15 protein-coding genes are annotated in these 16,529 nt (G+C 64.3%); 3 read left to right on the plus strand and 12 right to left on the minus strand.

The features are described 5' to 3' along the window. Positions 1 to 32: 32 nt before the first annotated feature. From P0R31_RS36735 to P0R31_RS36760, 6 genes are all read right to left on the minus strand, one after another. A complete protein-coding gene (locus P0R31_RS36735) occupies positions 33 to 803 on the minus strand; it encodes an esterase/lipase family protein (RefSeq protein WP_275519818.1) in 771 nt (256 codons plus the stop codon). A gap of 202 nt (positions 804 to 1,005) precedes the next feature. After that, positions 1,006 to 2,292 (minus strand): DUF445 domain-containing protein, encoded by a 1,287-nt coding sequence (locus tag P0R31_RS36740; protein ID WP_275519820.1) that lies wholly within the window; start codon positions 2,290 to 2,292, stop codon positions 1,006 to 1,008. 172 nt (positions 2,293 to 2,464) lie between these two features. Further along, positions 2,465 to 2,920 carry a phasin gene (locus P0R31_RS36745; RefSeq protein WP_036004804.1) on the minus strand — a complete coding sequence of 152 codons (456 nt, stop codon included), beginning with the start codon at positions 2,918 to 2,920 and terminating at the stop codon, positions 2,465 to 2,467. Positions 2,921 to 3,136: 216 nt separating this feature from the next. Further along, positions 3,137 to 3,730 (minus strand): GNAT family N-acetyltransferase, encoded by a 594-nt coding sequence (locus P0R31_RS36750; RefSeq protein ID WP_275519822.1) that lies wholly within the window; start codon positions 3,728 to 3,730, stop codon positions 3,137 to 3,139. Continuing rightward, positions 3,727 to 4,809 (minus strand): PHA/PHB synthase family protein, encoded by a 1,083-nt coding sequence (locus tag P0R31_RS36755; RefSeq protein ID WP_275519824.1) that lies wholly within the window; start codon positions 4,807 to 4,809, stop codon positions 3,727 to 3,729. The genes P0R31_RS36750 and P0R31_RS36755 overlap by 4 nt, the downstream gene beginning before the upstream one ends. Then, a complete protein-coding gene (locus P0R31_RS36760) occupies positions 4,806 to 5,186 on the minus strand; it encodes a hypothetical protein (protein ID WP_275519826.1) in 381 nt (126 codons plus the stop codon). The genes P0R31_RS36755 and P0R31_RS36760 overlap by 4 nt, the downstream gene beginning before the upstream one ends. 164 nt (positions 5,187 to 5,350) lie before the next feature. On the opposite strand from P0R31_RS36760, the gene P0R31_RS36765 reads away from it, so the two are divergent. After that, positions 5,351 to 6,265 carry an alpha/beta fold hydrolase gene (locus tag P0R31_RS36765; RefSeq protein WP_275519828.1) on the plus strand — a complete coding sequence of 305 codons (915 nt, stop codon included), beginning with the start codon at positions 5,351 to 5,353 and terminating at the stop codon, positions 6,263 to 6,265. 121 nt (positions 6,266 to 6,386) lie between these two features. Continuing rightward, positions 6,387 to 6,848 (plus strand): nuclear transport factor 2 family protein, encoded by a 462-nt coding sequence (locus tag P0R31_RS36770; protein WP_275519830.1) that lies wholly within the window; start codon positions 6,387 to 6,389, stop codon positions 6,846 to 6,848. Positions 6,849 to 6,862: 14 nt separating this feature from the next. On the opposite strand, the gene P0R31_RS36775 is transcribed toward P0R31_RS36770, so the two are convergent. The 6 genes from P0R31_RS36775 to P0R31_RS36800 all read right to left on the minus strand — a co-directional run bounded on the left by P0R31_RS36775 (position 6,863) and on the right by P0R31_RS36800 (position 14,548). Beyond that, positions 6,863 to 7,537: a spermidine synthase gene (locus P0R31_RS36775; RefSeq protein WP_275519832.1), complete on the minus strand. Its 675-nt coding sequence runs from the start codon at positions 7,535 to 7,537 to the stop codon at positions 6,863 to 6,865. 30 nt (positions 7,538 to 7,567) lie between these two features. After that, positions 7,568 to 10,804: a bifunctional cytochrome P450/NADPH--P450 reductase gene (locus P0R31_RS36780; RefSeq protein ID WP_275519834.1), complete on the minus strand. Its 3,237-nt coding sequence runs from the start codon at positions 10,802 to 10,804 to the stop codon at positions 7,568 to 7,570. 84 nt (positions 10,805 to 10,888) lie between these two features. Then, positions 10,889 to 11,884, minus strand: coding sequence for an alpha/beta fold hydrolase (locus tag P0R31_RS36785; protein ID WP_275519836.1), 996 nt, complete (start codon positions 11,882 to 11,884; stop codon positions 10,889 to 10,891). Positions 11,885 to 11,894: 10 nt separating this feature from the next. Further along, positions 11,895 to 13,445, minus strand: coding sequence for a WS/DGAT/MGAT family O-acyltransferase (locus P0R31_RS36790; RefSeq protein WP_275508969.1), 1,551 nt, complete (start codon positions 13,443 to 13,445; stop codon positions 11,895 to 11,897). A 45-nt stretch (positions 13,446 to 13,490) separates the two neighbouring features. Then, entirely contained in the window at positions 13,491 to 14,291 is an 801-nt protein-coding gene (locus P0R31_RS36795) for an esterase/lipase family protein (protein ID WP_275519838.1), read from the minus strand. After that, entirely contained in the window at positions 14,291 to 14,548 is a 258-nt protein-coding gene (locus P0R31_RS36800; RefSeq protein ID WP_172784021.1) for a DUF6489 family protein, read from the minus strand. The genes P0R31_RS36795 and P0R31_RS36800 overlap by 1 nt, the downstream gene beginning before the upstream one ends. A gap of 321 nt (positions 14,549 to 14,869) precedes the next feature. Between P0R31_RS36800 and P0R31_RS36805 the strand changes: the two genes are divergently transcribed. Further along, positions 14,870 to 16,465: an ABC transporter substrate-binding protein gene (locus P0R31_RS36805; protein ID WP_275519840.1), complete on the plus strand. Its 1,596-nt coding sequence runs from the start codon at positions 14,870 to 14,872 to the stop codon at positions 16,463 to 16,465. The last annotated feature ends 64 nt before the right edge of the window (positions 16,466 to 16,529 follow it).

Here is a 16,529-nt window from a genome sequence, read left to right on the forward strand (position 1 = left end):
GCCTCTCCCCGCAGGCGGGGAGAGGCAAGACATCACCGATGCGGATCGGGATAGGCCAGGCTGCGCCAGCCGCTGCGATCGAACGGGCGCCATTGGCCTTCCTTCTGCGCGAGGCGATCGGCCACGGCATAGACGGCGGCCGGATGATGCCCCATGCCGCAATGGCTGCTTTCGACCTCGATGCTCTCGGTCTGTGCGCCCGACTTCTCCATGCAGCCCTGCCAGGCGCAGACGCCGTCGCTGCGGCTGAAGATGGCGGTGGTCGGCACCGGCGGCGGCACGGCGAGCTCGCCGCCAAAACGCGGATCGACCTCGTCGGCCTTGCGCCCGCTCGCCCATTCATAGACGCGCCACGCATTGGTCGAGCGCGGATCGCCGGCGAAGGGGCTGCCGAGCGTGATCACCTGGCGCACGCGCTCCGGCATCATCTTGGCGAGCTGGCGCGCGTAGAGGCCGCCAAGGCTCCAGCCGACCAGGCTGATCTTGCGGCCGTGCGTGTCACTGAGCTCATGGACCAGATCGACCATGGCGTCCTGAACGCCCTCGCGCAGGCCATAATTGCGCCCCTGGCGCCAGCCGCTCACCGCATAGCCCTTGCTCGTCAGAAACGCGCGCAGCGCACGTGTGGAGACATCGGAAGCCACAAGGCCCGGCAGCACCAGCACCGGATGCCCATCGCCGCGCGGCGCAAGGCTCAACAGCGGCAGCGCGCCGAGGAATGCGCCGAACTCGTGGATCGCGCGCCCCTCCAGAAACATCAAGGTGCGGGACGGCGGGCGCAGCGTCTGGGCAGTTGCGGTCATCAATGTTTCCCCTGGGAAGAATTCCTGGAAAGGCCGCCGGCAGCGAGACCGGCAAATCGGCATGAATTCCAATGCACCGGCTTCTTGATCGTTCCGCAGCGCAACATGAATCAGCTAGGCGGCCGGTTCCCGACATTCAAGCGGGAGAGACGCGAGGCGACAATAGGTCCGCGCGTTAATGCTAACGGCCGTGACGCAAAAGTCACAACCATCGGAGCAGGGATTCTACGGTGTAGAGCGCAAGCCCGGCGAGCCCGCCGATCAATGAGCCGTTGAAGCGGATGTATTGCAGGTCGCGGCCGATGTTGATCTCGATCAGCGAAATCAGCTGGGTCATATTCCACGCTTTGACCTGATCGGAGATGAAGGTCGAGACGCCGCTCTTCTGGTCCGCGACGAAGCTGCGCAGCACGGTCACGAGACCCTTGTTGATCTCGCCGCGCAGCTCGGCATCGCCGGCGAGCGCCTCGCCAGCCGAGACGAACATCCCGGCGAGATGATGTTGCAGCACCTGCGTCTCGCCGCTCGCGCTGCGCTCGATGAAGGAGCGCGTGTTGGCCCAGACGGTGCGGGCGAGATCGGCAAGCTCCGGCCGCGCCAGGAGATCGCGTTTCAGGCCGTCGATGCGGTCGATATAGGCCTGATCGGTGCCGAGCCTGTCGACGAAGCTCAGCACCATGCGGTCGAACTCGCCGCGGAACGGATGCTTGGGATCGCTGCGCACTTCGTTGAAGAAGGCGGTGGCGGAGGCCACGATCTTGTTCACCAGAAACTTGTCGGCGCGATAGAGCTTGAGCAGGGTCGGCAGTTCCGCGCGCACCTTCTCGCGGATCATCGCCATCGTCTCCGTCTGGTTCAAGGTCTCGTGCATCACGCGCAGGAGATCGTCGAACAGGATCTGGTGCCGTCCCTCCGCGACGAAGCCGCGCAGCGTGCCGGCCGCGAGCGGCGCGAGGTCGATCGCCTGGAGCTGCGAGGACATGCGGCGGATGATGAAGGTCATCAGGCCGGAGCTTTCGGTTGCGGATACGGCCTCCGGCAACAGACGCAGGGCAAAGCGCGCGAGGTCGTCGCTGCGCTTGCGGTCGCGCAACCAGTCGGCAACGAAGGAGCCGAAATCGATCTCCTTCAGCTTGGCCTCGACGGGACCCGCCTCGAGGAAATGCACCTGGATGAATTCGCCGAGCTTTTCGGCGATGCGGGCCTGATTGCTCTGGATGATAGCGGTGTGCGGAATCGGCAGGCCGAGCGGCCGCTTGAACAGCGCCACCACGGCATACCAGTCGGCGAGCCCGCCGATGGTCGCGGCCTCGGCGAAGGCGGCAATGAAGCCGAACACGGGATGCACGGGCAGCAGCCACTTTGCGATGACGAACAGTGCCAGCGTCGAGGCCAGCACCAAAGTCGCCAGCGCCTTGACGCGGCGCAGTTCGGCCGCGCGTGCGGCATCGCCGGGAGCGTCGAAGGAGAAGGTGGCGGGTGCGTTCATGACAAGTTCTAGAGTACGTCATTCCGGGGCGGTCCGCAGGACCGAACCCGGAATCTCGAGATTCGGGGTTCGATGCTTCGCATCGCCCCGGAATGACATGGCAATGACGGCGGCGCAAAAACAAAGGCCCGCCGAAGCGGGCCTCAAATTCAGTTTGTGCTCAGGTGCCAGATCAAGCGGTCTTGCTGTAGACCTTGGCGAAATTGTCCTGAGCGGACTTCGCACCGTTGGCGGCGAGCTTGCCGAGATAGTCGGCGGTCGCCTTGGCGCGCGAGACGAACACTTCGCCGCGGGAGCGGAGCAGGCTCGACTGGATCTCGACGGCTTCGCTGACCGACTTGGCGGACGCGAGCTTGTCGATGCCCGAGAAGAACGCCTCGGCGTCCTCGTAGATCGCCTGCTGGATGTTGCGGCTGATCTTGCCGGCCTCGGTGATGGACTCGGTCACCGCGTTCTCGACGGCGGCGGTCACGCGCTCGGAGCCAGCGAACACCTCGGCAGCACGGTCCTTGGCGGTGTTGGCAGTCTTCTTGACGAATTCGCGGGCGGCCTCGGGAACTTCCAGGTTCTGGATGTTCTTGAAAGCGTCCTTGAAGCCCTCGAAAGCGGTGTTGGTTTCAGTGGTCACGGGGTTCTCTCCATCCTCAATGGTTTGAGCTATGGGCTCACCCCGTCCGCATTGGCCCGGGGCACGACTTATATGGCACGGTTAATTGTGCAGTGCAATATTCGTATTGCAATGCGATATCACGAAATCGTGAACAGCCCTCGCGAGAGGCATCGTGATGCCTCTGTAGCCATAGGGGCACAAGAACGGGCCCGATCCGGTCCCAATATCGGACTGCTAGTGCTGGACAGCGCCGGGCAGCCCATAGGCCTCCATCTGAGCCTGGACCTGCGCGATGTTATGGCCGAGCACGACGATGTCGTGGGTCTTGCCGTCGACGTCCCGGACATGGTCCCGCAGCAGGGCCTCGGCCTTGAAGCCGAGGCTCTCGAACAGGGCGATGGCCGCCTGCTGATCCACCGTCATCTGGACCGAGAGCTTTTCCAGGCCCGCTCCGAGCGCGAGCGCAAAGGTCTCCTGCGACAGCGCCTTGCCTACACCCTTGCCTCGGACCTCGGGCGAAACCACCATGCGGATCTCACCGACATGGGGCGACCAGGAATGGGGATCGCGCACCAGCGTGCCGCAACCAACGACCCTGCCGTCTCTCACCGCAAGCAGGCTCTGAATCGCTCCGCGCTCGATCTCCTTGACCCAGGCCGACAGCACCTTCGGCTCGCTGATGTTGCGCGGCAGGAACAACAAATCGTGGGTCGGCAGGCCCTTGCCAAAAGCCAGCACCGCAGCCTCGTCGGCGGACGACATCAGACGGATCTCGATGGCGCCGGCGTCGGTTGTGACGTGGCGCGGATAGGAACGCTGCTCACTCATGTCGATCTCTTTCCCAGCCAGGAATCCAGTTTCGGCCACAGCCGCTTCACCGCGTTGGCGCCGGCGACCAGTGAGACGTGACCGCCCTTCAGGATCACCTCTTCCTTGTCGGTCGAGCCGACCTTTGGGATCAGGTGCTTGGCGGCCTCATAGGGCACGATGTGATCGTGCTCGGCGACCGCATGCAGGATCGGCACGGTGATGTTCTCGAGCTTGGCCGCACGGCCGCCGACTGACATGGTGCCATCGAACAGCTTGTTGTCCCACATCAGGTCCTTGGTGATGGTGCGGAAATATTCGCCTGCGAGCGGCAGCGTGTCGGTCGCCCAGCGGTCGAACATGCGGTACGACTTCACGAACTCGTCGTTCCAGATGTTTTCCCAGAGCTGGATCTGGCTCACCGTACGCGAGGCCGGGCGCAGCATCTCGAACGAGGACAGGATCATCTCCGGCGGCACGTTGCCCACGCTGTCGACGAGGTGGTCGACGTCGAAATAGCGGCGGTCGGAGAAGTTCGAGAACAGCTTCATCTCGCGGAAATCGATCGGCGTCGTGAAGCAGATCAGGTTCTTCATCGGCCCGTCCTTGTGAATCGAGCCGTAGAGCAGCGACAGCACGCCGCCAAAGCAATAGCCGATGACGGAGACGTCCTGCTCGCCGGAATCGGCCTGCACGCGGCGGACGCAATCCGGGATGAAGTCGAGGACATAGTCCTCCATGCGCAGACTCTTCTCCTCCGGCCGCGGCGCGCTCCAGTCCAGCATGTAGACGTCGTAGCCGCGTTTCAGCAGGAACTCGATGAAGCTCTGGCCGGGCACGAGATCGAGGATGTAGCCGCGGTTGGTGGTCGCCATCACGATCAGCACCGGCACGCGGTAGATCTCGTCCGACATCGGCCGGTAGTGATAGAGGCTCATGGTTCCGCGCGAGTGCAGCACGTCCTTTGGCGTCGAGCCGAGCGAAGGGCCCGAGGTCGAGAAATATTCGACGCCCTTGATGCTGCGCTGTATCGCGCGCTGCACCTCGGACTGGATGCGCTCCGGGATCGACGCAAGATCAAGTCCCGCCGGCGCGTTCATTTTTGCTCTCCGCCTTCGGACGGCGGACGCTTGGTGCGCGGCGGCCGCGGCGCGGCGCCGGAATGCTGCGCGCCGGAATTGGCCGACATCTGGCTCAGCATCGACTTGATCTCGCCGAGCTGGCCTTCGATTGACTGGAGGCGTTCGGCGATGCCGGTCATCTGCTCGCGGCTCGGCAGATTCATCGCAAGCAGGTATCTCTCCATGAGATCGCCGAATTGCTTCTGAGCACCTGCAGCAACGCCGCCTGCGCGGTTCATGGCCTGCGAGAATTCGGGCGTCTCCATCGCCTTGGTCGCGAAGGAGTTGAAACCCTTCTCCATTTCGCCAACCATCTTCTGCCACAAGGCGACCGGATCGGTGATCTTGTCGGTCATCGGCGTCCTCCCAAATGCGGAGGGCTTTGCACCCTTCTTGTCCCGCCATACCACACCGTTGCGCGGTGCCGGTCAACCGGCAAGCAGCCGGCGCAGCATCGGACACGCCGCTTCTTCGCGGAACGAAACCGTGCGATACAGCAGCGGTCAGCAGGAGGGATCCCGTGACCGCCCATCAGCCGCCCCAGACCGTTCGCGCCAACGGCATCGACATCTGCTACGAGATCTTCGGCAACGACAATGCCGAGCCGCTGCTGCTGATCATGGGCCTCGGCGCGCAGATGATCCATTGGGACGATGCGTTCTGCGAGCAGCTCGCCGCACGCGGCTTTCGCGTGATCCGTTTCGATAACCGCGACATCGGCAAGTCGAGCCATCTCACCGGCGGCAAGCGCCTGACGCCGTTCGAGCTGCTGAAGCTGCGCTTGTTGCGGATCCCCGTGGCCGCCACCTACAAGCTGATCGACATGGCCAAGGACACGGTCGGGCTGATGGATGCGCTCGGCATCAAGTCGGCGCATCTCGTCGGGGCGTCCATGGGCGGCATGATCGCGCAGGAGGTGACGTTGTCGTTTCCGCACCGTGTGCGCTCGCTGACCTCGATCATGTCGACGACGGGCAATCCGCGCGTGCCGCCACCGACGCGCGAGGCCGCCGCGGTGCTGATGGCGCCGCCGCCGCGCAGCAAGGAGGAGTTCATCCTCCGCTACGGCCAGACCTGGAAGGTGCTGCGCGCCGGGCACTTCCCGGAAGAGGAAGCGCTCGACCCCGGCCGCGCCGAGCGTGTGTTCGCGCGCGGGCTCAATCCGGCCGGCGTCGGCCGCCAGCTCCGCGCCGTGCTTGCCTCCGGCAGCCGCAAGGAGCGGCTGCACGCCGTGAAGGTTCCGACACTCGTGATCCACGGTACCGTGGATCCGCTGGTCCGCCCCGAAGGCGGCAAGGACACGGCCGCGTCGATCCCGAACGCAAAGCTGCTGATGATCGAAGGCATGGGCCACGCGCTCCCGATGCGCTTCTGGCCGGAGATCATCGACGCGATCGACAAGCACGCGCATGGCGCGGCGGCGCAGGCGGCTTAGTCGGCCGGTGTCCTCGCGGTGACCATGTGAGCTGCCGGTGCCTGTCTTAACGGGGGTTCCGATGAGCGCTATACAAGCCGTCTCAGACGCCAAACCGAGGCTGCGGCCTCTCGGAGCTCACATGAATTTCATCATCCGGTCCGCGGCAATGGCCGCTTCCATTCTCATGTTGTCTCTCGCCGGCGGCGCCGCGATGGCCGCCAGCGCGCAGGAAGAAGCCAACCGCCAAACCGTGCTGGCCTTCTACGAGAAGGGCCTCAACCAGAAGGACGCCGACGCCGCGCTCGCCTATGTCGGCAACCGTTACGTCCAGCACAATCCAACCGCTCCCGATGGCCCGGACGGCTTCCGGAAGTTCATCGGCTTCCTGCGCGAGAAGTTTCCGAACTCACGCAGTGAGATCAAGCGCAGCTTCGCGGAGGGCGACTTCGTCATCCTGCACGTCCACTCCGTTCGCGAGCCCGGCACCAGGGGCCGCGCGATCGTCGACATCTTCAAGCTCGAGAACGGCAAGATCGTCGAGCATTGGGACGTCATTCAGGAGATTCCGGAAAATCCCGCGAACGACAACACGATGTTCTAGCCCGGAGGCGCAGCCTAGCCCTTGCGCGCGATCCAGATCACGTGGCGCGCGCCGCCGCCCCTGCCGGTGGCGCGAACGTTGACTTCGTTGACCTCGAAGCCGCCGCGCTTGAGACGCCCGGTGAACGGCGGATTGGGTCCCGACGACCAGACGGCCAGCACGCCTCCCGGCCGCAGCGCCGTCCTCGCCGACGAGAGGCCGCTCGCATCGTAAAGCGCGTCATTGCCCTTCCGGGTCAGCCCTTCGGGCCCGTTGTCGACGTCGAGCAGGATGGCGTCGAAGGCCGAACGCTTCGCCCGGATGATTTCACCAACATCGATCTCGCGAATGCTCACCCTGGCATCGTCGAGACTATCGCCAAAGACCTCGGCCATCGGGCCTCGCGCCCAGGCGACGACCGATGGGACCAACTCGGCGACGACGATCTTCGCCTGGGCTCCGAGCACAGCCAGCGCAGCACGTAGCGTAAAGCCCATGCCGAGACCGCCGATGAGAACGATGGGCTTTGCGACCTTCTCGATCTGCTTCGCGGCAAGAGTTGCCAGCGCCGCTTCCGACCCCGACAGGCGGCTGTTCATCAGCTCGTTAGTGCCGAGCTTGATCGAGAACTCCTTGCCCCGCCGCATCAGGCGGAGCTCCTCCGTGGAACCGGGGATTTTGGCGGTGTCGATCTTTTCCCAGGGAATCATGGGAGTGCTTTAGCACGAACTGATGGGCAATCACCCGCCCGCCCAGACGTCCAGCACATAGCGGTTGTTCGCGCCCATTTCCTCGATCCAGCGCGCGCCTGCCGCGGCATCGCTGCCGCTCTTCTCGCGGTGGATCGCGACGAGCGCGGCCTTCACGTCCGGCTCCATCTTCGCGCCATCGCCGCACACATAGACGATCGCGCCCCGCTCGATCAGCGGCCAGACCTTGTCCTTCTGCGCCGCGAGCACGTGCTGCACATAGGTCTTCGGCCCGTCCGCGCGCGAGAATGCCGTGAACAGCTCGGTGATGCCGCTCGCCGCCAGCGCCTTCAGCTCCTCCGCGTAGAGAAAATCCTGGTCGGGATGGCGGCAGCCGAAGAACAGCATCGCCGGGCCGAGCGTGGCCCCCTTCGCCTTGCGCGCGGCGCGCTCCTGGAGAAAGCCGCGGAACGGCGCAAGTCCAGTGCCCGGACCGATCATGATGATCGGCACGGATGGATCATCCGGCAGGCGAAAGCCCGCCTTGGTCTCGCGCACGGTGGCATAGATCGTATCGCCCGCCCGCCGGTTGGCGAGATAGTTCGAGCAGATGCCCTTGTAGGTGCCGCGGCCGGAGGCAGCCGGACCTTCGACGACGCCGACCGTGACGCTGCAACGCGCCGGGTCGACCGACGGCGAGGACGAGATCGAGTAATAGCGCGGCGCCAGCAGCGAGAGCATCTCGAGATAGACGTGGAACGGTAGTTCGCAAGCCGGATATTCGAGCAGCAGGTCGAACACCGATTTGCGCTTGGCGAGGATCTCACTGCGATAGCGCTCGAGCGGTTCCGCCTCCTCGCCGACGAAGGCCAGCAGCTTCGGCTTGGTGACGGGGCAGCGGGTGTGCTCGGCCATGATCTGGATCTGCTTGCGGGTCGCGACCTGCTGCAGCTCGACGAACTCGCTGAGCAGACGACCGACCGACACGGCCGCGCCGACCGGCAATTGCGCGCGCCGGCCTTCGGCCACCTGGAGCCTGATCTGATCGGCCGGCAAAAAGCCGAAGCGGCGGGCAATCGAATCAACCAGCGTAGGATCGTTGCGCGGAACGACGCTGAGGTGATCGCCGACGCGGTAGCTGAGGTTGGCCGGCAGCTGCACCTCGATGTGGCGCGTCGAGCGCTCGGAAGAATTCGCGCCGGACTTGTTCTGGAGCTCGTCATTGACCAGCACCTTCATCGCCACTGCACCGCCCTGAGCGACGATGGTGTTGACGGCGGTCACCGCGACCGGCTCGATCGCATAGAGCGGATCGTCCTCGGCGGTGCGGGTGAAATTCCAGTCGATGCCGAACTCCTTGGTCGCGACTTGCGCGGCGGCGGGGAACCATTTCTGGAACTGGCCGTCGAGATCGCTGCGCGCATCGCCCTCGCCGCGCGGATAGACCGCGCGCGCACCATGCTTGGACAATTGCTCGTCGATGAAGCGCGGCACCGATTGATAGGTCGCGGCCCAGTCGCTGTTGCCGCAGCCGAACACGGCGTAGCGCACACCGGCGAAGGCATCCTTCGGCAGATCCTCACCGAGCCATTTGACGAACTGCGTCGCATTGTCCGGCGGCGCGCCGTTATAGGAGGCGCAGATGATCAGCACCCCGCCCTCCTGCGGCAGCTTGCCGACATAGTCGTCGAGCGGGCCGAGATGCACGGCAAAACCGTTGATCTCGGCAAGATCGGCCATGCGCGTTGCGAGCTCCTCGGCGGTACCGAGATTGGAGCCGTAGAGCACCAGCATTGGCGTGTTGTGACCGGGCCGCGTGGTGGGCTGACGCTGCGCCTTTGGCGCCGAGGACGCAGCCGCAACGGGCCCGCCATAGGCGCCGCGCTCGCGATCGGCGCGCGGCCGCACCTTGATCTTGAAGCCCTCCGGCTTGATGGTCAGCGTCTCCTTCAGATGCATCTGGTAGCGCTGGTAGTCGATCAGCTTGAAGCGCTGCAGGATCATGCCGAGCGCGAGCGCTGCCTCGTGCATGGCGAAGCCGCGGCCGATGCAGGCGCGCTGGCCGTTGCCGAACGGCTTCCAGGCATTGATCGGCCGCTTCGCTTCCGCCTCGCGGCTGAAATTCTCGGGGTCGAACGCATCGGGGTTCGGCCCCCACACGGTGGGATCGCGATGCAGCGCCGTCACCAGGATGGTGACGAACGTTCCTTTCCTGAGCTTGTACCTGCCGCCGCCGATGGTCTCGTCGTTCAGCGGCGAGATGCCATAGGCCGGCGCCGGCGGCCACAGCCGCAGCGCCTCTTTCAGGATCTGCGTGATGTAGGTGAGCTGCGTCACCTGCTGATAGGTCGGCTTGGCGTTGACGTCGGGGCCGAAGACGCGGTCGACCTCGTCATAGGCCTTCTTGAGAATCTCCGGGTGCTTGAGCAGCGCATAGAGCGTGTAGGACAACAGGCCGCTGGTGGTCTCGTGCCCTGCGATCAGGAAGGTGTTGATCTGGTAGCGGATATTGACGTCGTCGAGCTGCTCGCCGGTGGAACGGTCGATGCCGGTCATCATCGCGGCGAGCATGTCCTTCTTGTCGTCAATGCCTTCCGCGCTCTTGCGCCGCTCGGCGATGATCTCGTCGACCATCTTGTTCATGAAGGCGACGTCTTGGGCCAGCGTCTTCCGCCGCTTCTGCATCCAGAGCTGCTCGAACGGCAGGCCGCGCGTCATCATGATGGTTTCGAGCGAGCGCACCAGCGACTCGACGAAAGGATGGTAGTCGCGCCGGTAGAACGAGTTGAAGCGGTAGTCGAAGCCGCACAGGCCGATCGTATCCAGCGTCAGCGCGGTCATGTCGTGAACGACGTCAATCTCGTCGTCGGCGTTGAGCCGCTCCCATTTCTGGACAAGCTGCTCGGCGATATCGACCATGCTCGGGTGATAGGACTGCATGGCGCGGTTGCCGAAGGGCTGCAGCAGAATGTTGTGCGCCTTGCTCCAGTTCGGCTCGCGGGTGTCGGCGGTGAACAGGCCGTCACCGCCGACCGCACGCACGCGCCGCAGCGCGCCGCGCACCGTCTTGTCGAACCGCTTCTCGTCCGAGAGCTCGTCGACGAGATCGTGGCCGGAGACGACGACGATCGGCGAGCCCATCATGTCGAGCCAGAAGATCGGACCGAGCTCCTTGGCAAGCCGCGTCAGGTGCTGCACGGGAGCGGCCGCGTCCAGCGACAGCATGTTGCCGACTACCGGCTTGGTCGCCGGCTGCGGGATCGGGTCCAGACGGTTCTTGGATGACATTTGACTACGTTCCCCCTTGCCGTCATTCCGGGTTCGCCCTTCGGGCGCCCCGCAATGACGTCTCATACACTAACGACTGCGTCGTCAGCCGAACCGCCTTCTCCGCCATTCGATCAGCTTGGCGCTGACCTCTTCCGGCTTCTCCTGCTGCGTCCAATGGCCGCTGTCCTTCACCAGATACTTCTCGAGGTCATCGATCAGCTTCTCCATGCCGTCGGCCGCCGAGGGCGGCAGCACCGCATCGTTCTCGGCCATGATCATCAACGAGGGCACGTGGATGTGGTGGTCCAGCCCCTTCGCGCGCTCCCAGTTGCGGGTGAAGTTGCGGTACCAGTTGATGCCGCCGGTGAAGCCGGTCTTCGTGAACGTGTCGACGAACACCTTCTTCTCGTCAGCCGACAGGATCGGCGTGCGCGGATCATGTCTGGCGTCGTAATTCGCGATCATCTGCGGGAACGCCAGGTTGATGCGGGGCGAAGCACCAATGCCAGCAATCGGCTGTTCCTGAGGCGCACCCGGAGGGCGCGCGGCCGGCTTGCGCATGAAGGCGTCAAAGGTCTGCTCGACACGGCTGCTGAATATCTTGTCCGGTCCGCGCGCGGGGTCCTGGAACTGGACGATGTACATCTGGTCGCCAAAACGCTGGCGGAACAGCGCGATCGGGTCGATCGGCGCGCGGTCCCAATGCGGCGTGTTGACGCCGACGACGCCGGCGACGCGCGAAGGATGCCGCAACGGCATCTGCCAGACGACGAAGCCGCCCCAGTCGTGACCGACGAAGATCGCCTTGTCGATCCCGAGATGATCGAGCAGACCGACGAGATCGCCGGTCAAGTGCTCCATGTCATAGGCTTCGACCGGCTCGGGCCGGTCGGTCGCGCCGTAGCCGCGCTGGTCGGGCGCGATCACCCGGATGCCGGCTGCGCTCAGGGCCTTGATCTGGTGGCGCCAGGAGAAGGCGAGTTCGGGCCAGCCGTGGCACAGCACGACCGGCGGCTTGTCATCGGCCGGGCCCGCCTCGTAGAAGCCCATGCGGATTCCGTTCGTCGTCGCGAACTTGAGCGGCGGCATTTCCATCATTGCTAATTCCTTACTCCGCAGCGCCCTTGATATCGGTGGCAGGCGGCGTGTAGGCCGCCTCCAGCGCGGCGAACTCCTCGGGCAGCATGTCGCACATCACCTGCACATGCGGGATGATGTTGGCACCGACGATAAAGCCGAAATCGAGCTGGTCGCGATAGCTCTGCACGGTGATGTTGAGTGCCTGCCCGTGGGTCGAGATAGACACCGGGAAGATGTGCAAGAGCTCGGCACCGGCGGCATAGAGCGTCTGCCGCGGCCCGGGCACGTTGGACACGGTGATGTTGGCCGCGGGCGGCAGCACGTCGGAGAGGTTCGAGCGGCTATAGAGCAGCGCCAAAATCTGCACCATGATCGGCGCGCCCAGCATCGAGATGTTGGAGACCTGCGGCATCAAGGCCCGCAAAGGATGCGACATCTCCTTGGACTTGGTCGATTGCGCGATGATCGCTTCCAGCCGCGCCTTGGGATCCTCGATGTTGGTGGCGATCGAGCAGATCATGCCGAACACCTGGTTGTTGGCCTCGGTGTTGCCCTCCTCCCGAAGCGAGATCGGCACCGCTGCGGTCAGGGATTTCGCCGGCAGCGTGCCATATCGCAGGAGATAGCGGCGGACGACGCCGGAGGCGAGCGCCAGCACCACGTCGTTGAGCTTGCCGCCGGCCTGCTTGGCCAGCGCCTTGGCCCGCGACAGCGGGATCGATACGCCGGCAAAGCTCCGCTCCGAGGAGATCGTCTTGTTGAGCATGGTCGGCGGCGACACCATGCTGGCAAGGCTCTCGCGCGACTTCGGATCGGCGATCTTGCCGAGCACGTCGGAGACGCTCTTGAGCACGGTCGGGATGTTGCCGGCGAAGCGCACCGCGCTCTCGATCTGGTACATAGCGTTGTCGAACAGGATCGAGCCGATATCGCTCTTGCCGGTGCGCGGCAGCTGCAGGTTCTTCGCCGCTTGCGAAGCCTCCAGCGGCTGGCTGAACAGTTGCTGATAGGAATCGAGCAGGTTGGCGGCGATGTCGCGCGGCTCCTGCCCTGGCTTGCTGCCCGCCGTCGGCGGATCGACCTTCCGCGGGATCGGCGAGATGTCGTAGATCATGTTGGTCAGCGCCGCCCCGGCGCCGCCATCGATCGCGGCATGGTGCATTTTGGAATAGAGCCCGACCTCGTTGTCCTTCATGCCCTCGAACACGTAGAATTCCCAGAGCGGGCGCGCGCGGTTGAGCAGCTTGGCATGCATCCAGCCGACGATGCGCTCGAGCGTGGCGCGGTCGCGCGGCTGCGGCAGGCTGGCGCGGAAGATGTGGCGGTCGATGTCGAACTGGTCGTCCTCGACCCAGGAGGGATGATCGATGTCGAGCGGCGCCTTCTCCAGCCGCGCCTTGAGAATCGGCGCGATATGCAGGCGCGAGACGATCATCGCCTTGAAGTCTTCGAAGAAATCGCCCTTGTAGTCGTCAGGCAGGCGGAAGATCGCCATGCTGCCGACATGCATCGGCATCTCCGGTGTTTCCAGATAGAGAAACGACGCGTCAAGCGACGACAGCTTCTTACCGTCAGCCATGGTTCCCTCCCGAGTATTCGACGGGCGCCTTGGCGGCGCTTCTCGTCAGGCCGATACTGCCCGGTCCGGCCGGGCATATGCAATGGCAAACGGCCCCGCCCGGTCAAATGGCCGGAAGACTCCCTCCGGTTGCGCCAGGCGATCCGCCACGGCCCACAGCACCGCCGGGTTCACGCCGAGCCCAATATGGCTCGCCAGGTGCACCTCGATATTCTCGGCACGCTCGGAGGGGCGCAGCAGACAGGTCCGCCAGTTCACGACGCCGTCGGCGCGCGAATAGATCGACGTTGCCGGCACCGGCAGATCGCCCGCAATCGCCTCGCGCGCTTCCGCAAAGTCCTCCACCTTCTCGCCGGATAGCGTCTCATAGAGCCGCGTCGCGTGGGTCGCCCGCACATCGTTGGCGAAAGGGCTGCCGAGCGTGACGACGTAGCGGACCTTGTCCGGCGCCCAAAGCGCGAGATCGCGCGCATAGACGCCGCCGAGACTCCAACCGACCAGGCTGACCTTGCGTCCCGTGGCGGCATGGATCTCGGCCAAGCGGCTGCGCAGCGAATCCCGCATTCGCCCGAGCCCGCCGAGATTGCGGCCCATCCGCCAGGCATGCGCCGCATAACCGAGCTCGCTGAGATAGCGCCGTATCGGCACCATCGAGAGGTCGCTGGCGAGAAAGCCCGGCAGCGCCAGCACCGGATGGCCGTCGCCCCGCGGCGCCCGCATCAGGAGCGGCGACAGCAAGAGGCTCGCATTCAACTCGAACAGCCCACGGGCTTCGGCGAGCAGCAGGCCGAGACCCGGCGGACGAAGCCGGCCTTCTTGCAGCGCCCCGTCCGGCTCGGGCGACACTATTTTTTCTTGTCGCCGCTGCGCGGGCCGCCGAGACCGGCCATCGCGACGAACATGTCCTGAAACCGCTCGGCGATCTTGGGATCGAAGGTGAACCAGCTCTGGATCAGCGATTCCGGCGAGACCTTCTCAATGTTGCTGAGAACCTGCTGCTGCAGCTTGTCCATCACCGCCGTCTGCATCGGCCCCACGTCAGGCAGACCGAAGAACTGGCGAGCTTCGAGGGGGGTGCAGTCGATTTCGATGTTAACCTTCATGTCCCCTCCGGATGAGATTCGAGCGGCCTGTCGGAGTATCACCGCGAGAAGGTCTGCAAGGCAAGCGACCTGAGGGGAAGCCGCTGGACCAGCTTCCCCAATCGACGGGTATGGTCAATCAAATTGTCGGCCCGCGCCCCGCGCAGAAGCTCGCCGGCCTGCCCGGGGATTGCCGGGCAGCATTGCTGCACAGCGGCGCAACTTGGCGCGTTCCTTGCTGGAATGACGCTTGCACGGGTCGAGAACTCTGGGCAACATGGATCAGTCAGCCCCGCCGAACAATCAAAAATCACCGGCGCGGCAGTGTGGAGAGGGTCAAGAATGTCAGTCGGTCAAAGTCTGTTTGCGGCGGCGCTCGCCGGTACGCTCGCGTTGGCGGTCTCGCCAGCATCGAGCCAGACGCTACGATATGCCAACCAGGGTGACCTGAAGTCGCTCGATCCCTATACCCTGAACGAAAGCACCACCCACGCTCATCTCGGCCACGTCTATCAGGGCCTCACGGCGCGCGACAAGGACCTCAAGATCATTCCGGCACTGGCGGAAAGCTGGGAAACCCCGGAGCCGACGCGCTGGCGCTTCCATTTGCGCAAGGGCGTGAAATTCCACAACGGCAACCCCTTCACCGCCGACGACGTGGTGTTCTCGGCCGATCGCGTCCGCAAGAAGGGGTCGAACATGCAGACTCGCCTTGCGCCGGACGTCAAGGTGGTCAAGGTCGATGACTACACCGTCGACTTCGTCCTGCCCTCGCCAAATCCCATTCTGCATAACGCGTGGGATGTCTGGTACATCATGAACAAGAAATGGGCCGAGGAGAACAACGTCGTCGATCCGACGCCGGTGGCGGCGACCACGCCGAGCTATGCCTCGCTGAACGAGAACGGCACCGGTCCCTTCATCATTGAAAGCCATCAGCCCGGCGTGAAGACGGTGTTCAAGGCCAATCCTAATTACTGGGGCAAGGTCGAGGGCAATCTCAAGGAGATCATCTTCACTCCGATCGCTTCCGACGCCACCCGCGTCGCCGCGCTGCTCTCGGGCGAAGTCGACGTCATCGAGCCGGTTCCGATCCAGGACATCTCCCGCGTCGATTCCAGCCCGAACGCCCAGGTGCTGAAGGGACCGGAGCTGCGCACCATCTTCCTCGGCTTCGACCAGATGCGCGATGAGCTGCTCTATTCCAACATCAAGGGCAAGAACCCGTTCAAGGACGCCCGCGTCCGCGAGGCCTTCTACAAGGCGATCGACATCGAGCTGATCAAGACGCGCGTGATGCGCGGGCTGTCGACGCCGTCGGCGCTAATGATCGCGCCGGAACTGTTCGTGCTGTCCAAGGAGTTCACGCGGCCGAAATTCGATCCCGACGGCGCCAAGAAGCTGCTGACCGAAGCCGGTTACCCCGACGGCTTCGAGGTCACCATGGACTGCCCGAACGATCGCTACGTCAACGATGCCGCGATCTGCCAGGCCGTGGTCGGCATGCTCGCCCGTATCGGCGTCAAGATCAATCTCCTGGCGCAACCGAAGGCGCAGTACTTCGCCAAGGTGCTGAAGCAGGGCGGCTACCAGACCTCGTTCTACCTGCTAGGCTGGACCCCGAGCACGATGGACTCCCACAACGTGCTCTACGACATCATGGGCTGCCGCGACGATGCGAAATCCTCGCGCGGCGAGGCCAATCTCGGCGGTTATTGCAACAAGGAGTTCGATGCCATCACCGACAAGGTGCTGGTCGAAACCGACACCGCCAAGCGCAACCAGCTGATCAAGCAAGCCTACGAAATCGGCATGAAGGACTGGTCCTACATCCCGCTGCACCAGCAGGCGCTGGCCTGGGGCGTATCGAAGAAGGTGAACCTGCCGCAGCGCGCCGACAATCTCGTCATGTTCCACTGGGCAACCAAGAAGGAATAGGATCGGTTGAACACGAGGTCCCGGCGGCATCCGCCTTCCGGGACCTTTTCTTTTCCGGCCGCCA

It is taken from the genome of Bradyrhizobium yuanmingense (assembly GCF_029167105.1).
GTDB lineage: Bacteria > Pseudomonadota > Alphaproteobacteria > Rhizobiales > Xanthobacteraceae > Bradyrhizobium > Bradyrhizobium yuanmingense_A.

Bases quoted from the DNA above. Each gene is read 5' to 3' on its own strand.
- P0R31_RS36735 (WP_275519818.1), bottom strand. From the start codon at position 803: ATGACCGCAACTGCCCAGACGCTGCGCCCGCCGTCCCGCACCTTGATG.
- P0R31_RS36740 (WP_275519820.1), bottom strand. From the start codon at position 2,292: ATGAACGCACCCGCCACCTTCTCCTTCGACGCTCCCGGCGATGCCGCA.
- P0R31_RS36750 (WP_275519822.1), bottom strand. From the start codon at position 3,730: ATGAGTGAGCAGCGTTCCTATCCGCGCCACGTCACAACCGACGCCGGC.
- P0R31_RS36755 (WP_275519824.1), bottom strand. From the start codon at position 4,809: ATGAACGCGCCGGCGGGACTTGATCTTGCGTCGATCCCGGAGCGCATC.
- P0R31_RS36760 (WP_275519826.1), bottom strand. From the start codon at position 5,186: ATGACCGACAAGATCACCGATCCGGTCGCCTTGTGGCAGAAGATGGTT.
- P0R31_RS36770 (WP_275519830.1), top strand. From the start codon at position 6,387: ATGAATTTCATCATCCGGTCCGCGGCAATGGCCGCTTCCATTCTCATG.
- P0R31_RS36775 (WP_275519832.1), bottom strand. From the start codon at position 7,537: ATGATTCCCTGGGAAAAGATCGACACCGCCAAAATCCCCGGTTCCACG.
- P0R31_RS36780 (WP_275519834.1), bottom strand. From the start codon at position 10,804: ATGTCATCCAAGAACCGTCTGGACCCGATCCCGCAGCCGGCGACCAAG.
- P0R31_RS36785 (WP_275519836.1), bottom strand. From the start codon at position 11,884: ATGATGGAAATGCCGCCGCTCAAGTTCGCGACGACGAACGGAATCCGC.
- P0R31_RS36790 (WP_275508969.1), bottom strand. From the start codon at position 13,445: ATGGCTGACGGTAAGAAGCTGTCGTCGCTTGACGCGTCGTTTCTCTAT.
- P0R31_RS36800 (WP_172784021.1), bottom strand. From the start codon at position 14,548: ATGAAGGTTAACATCGAAATCGACTGCACCCCCCTCGAAGCTCGCCAG.
- P0R31_RS36805 (WP_275519840.1), top strand. From the start codon at position 14,870: ATGTCAGTCGGTCAAAGTCTGTTTGCGGCGGCGCTCGCCGGTACGCTC.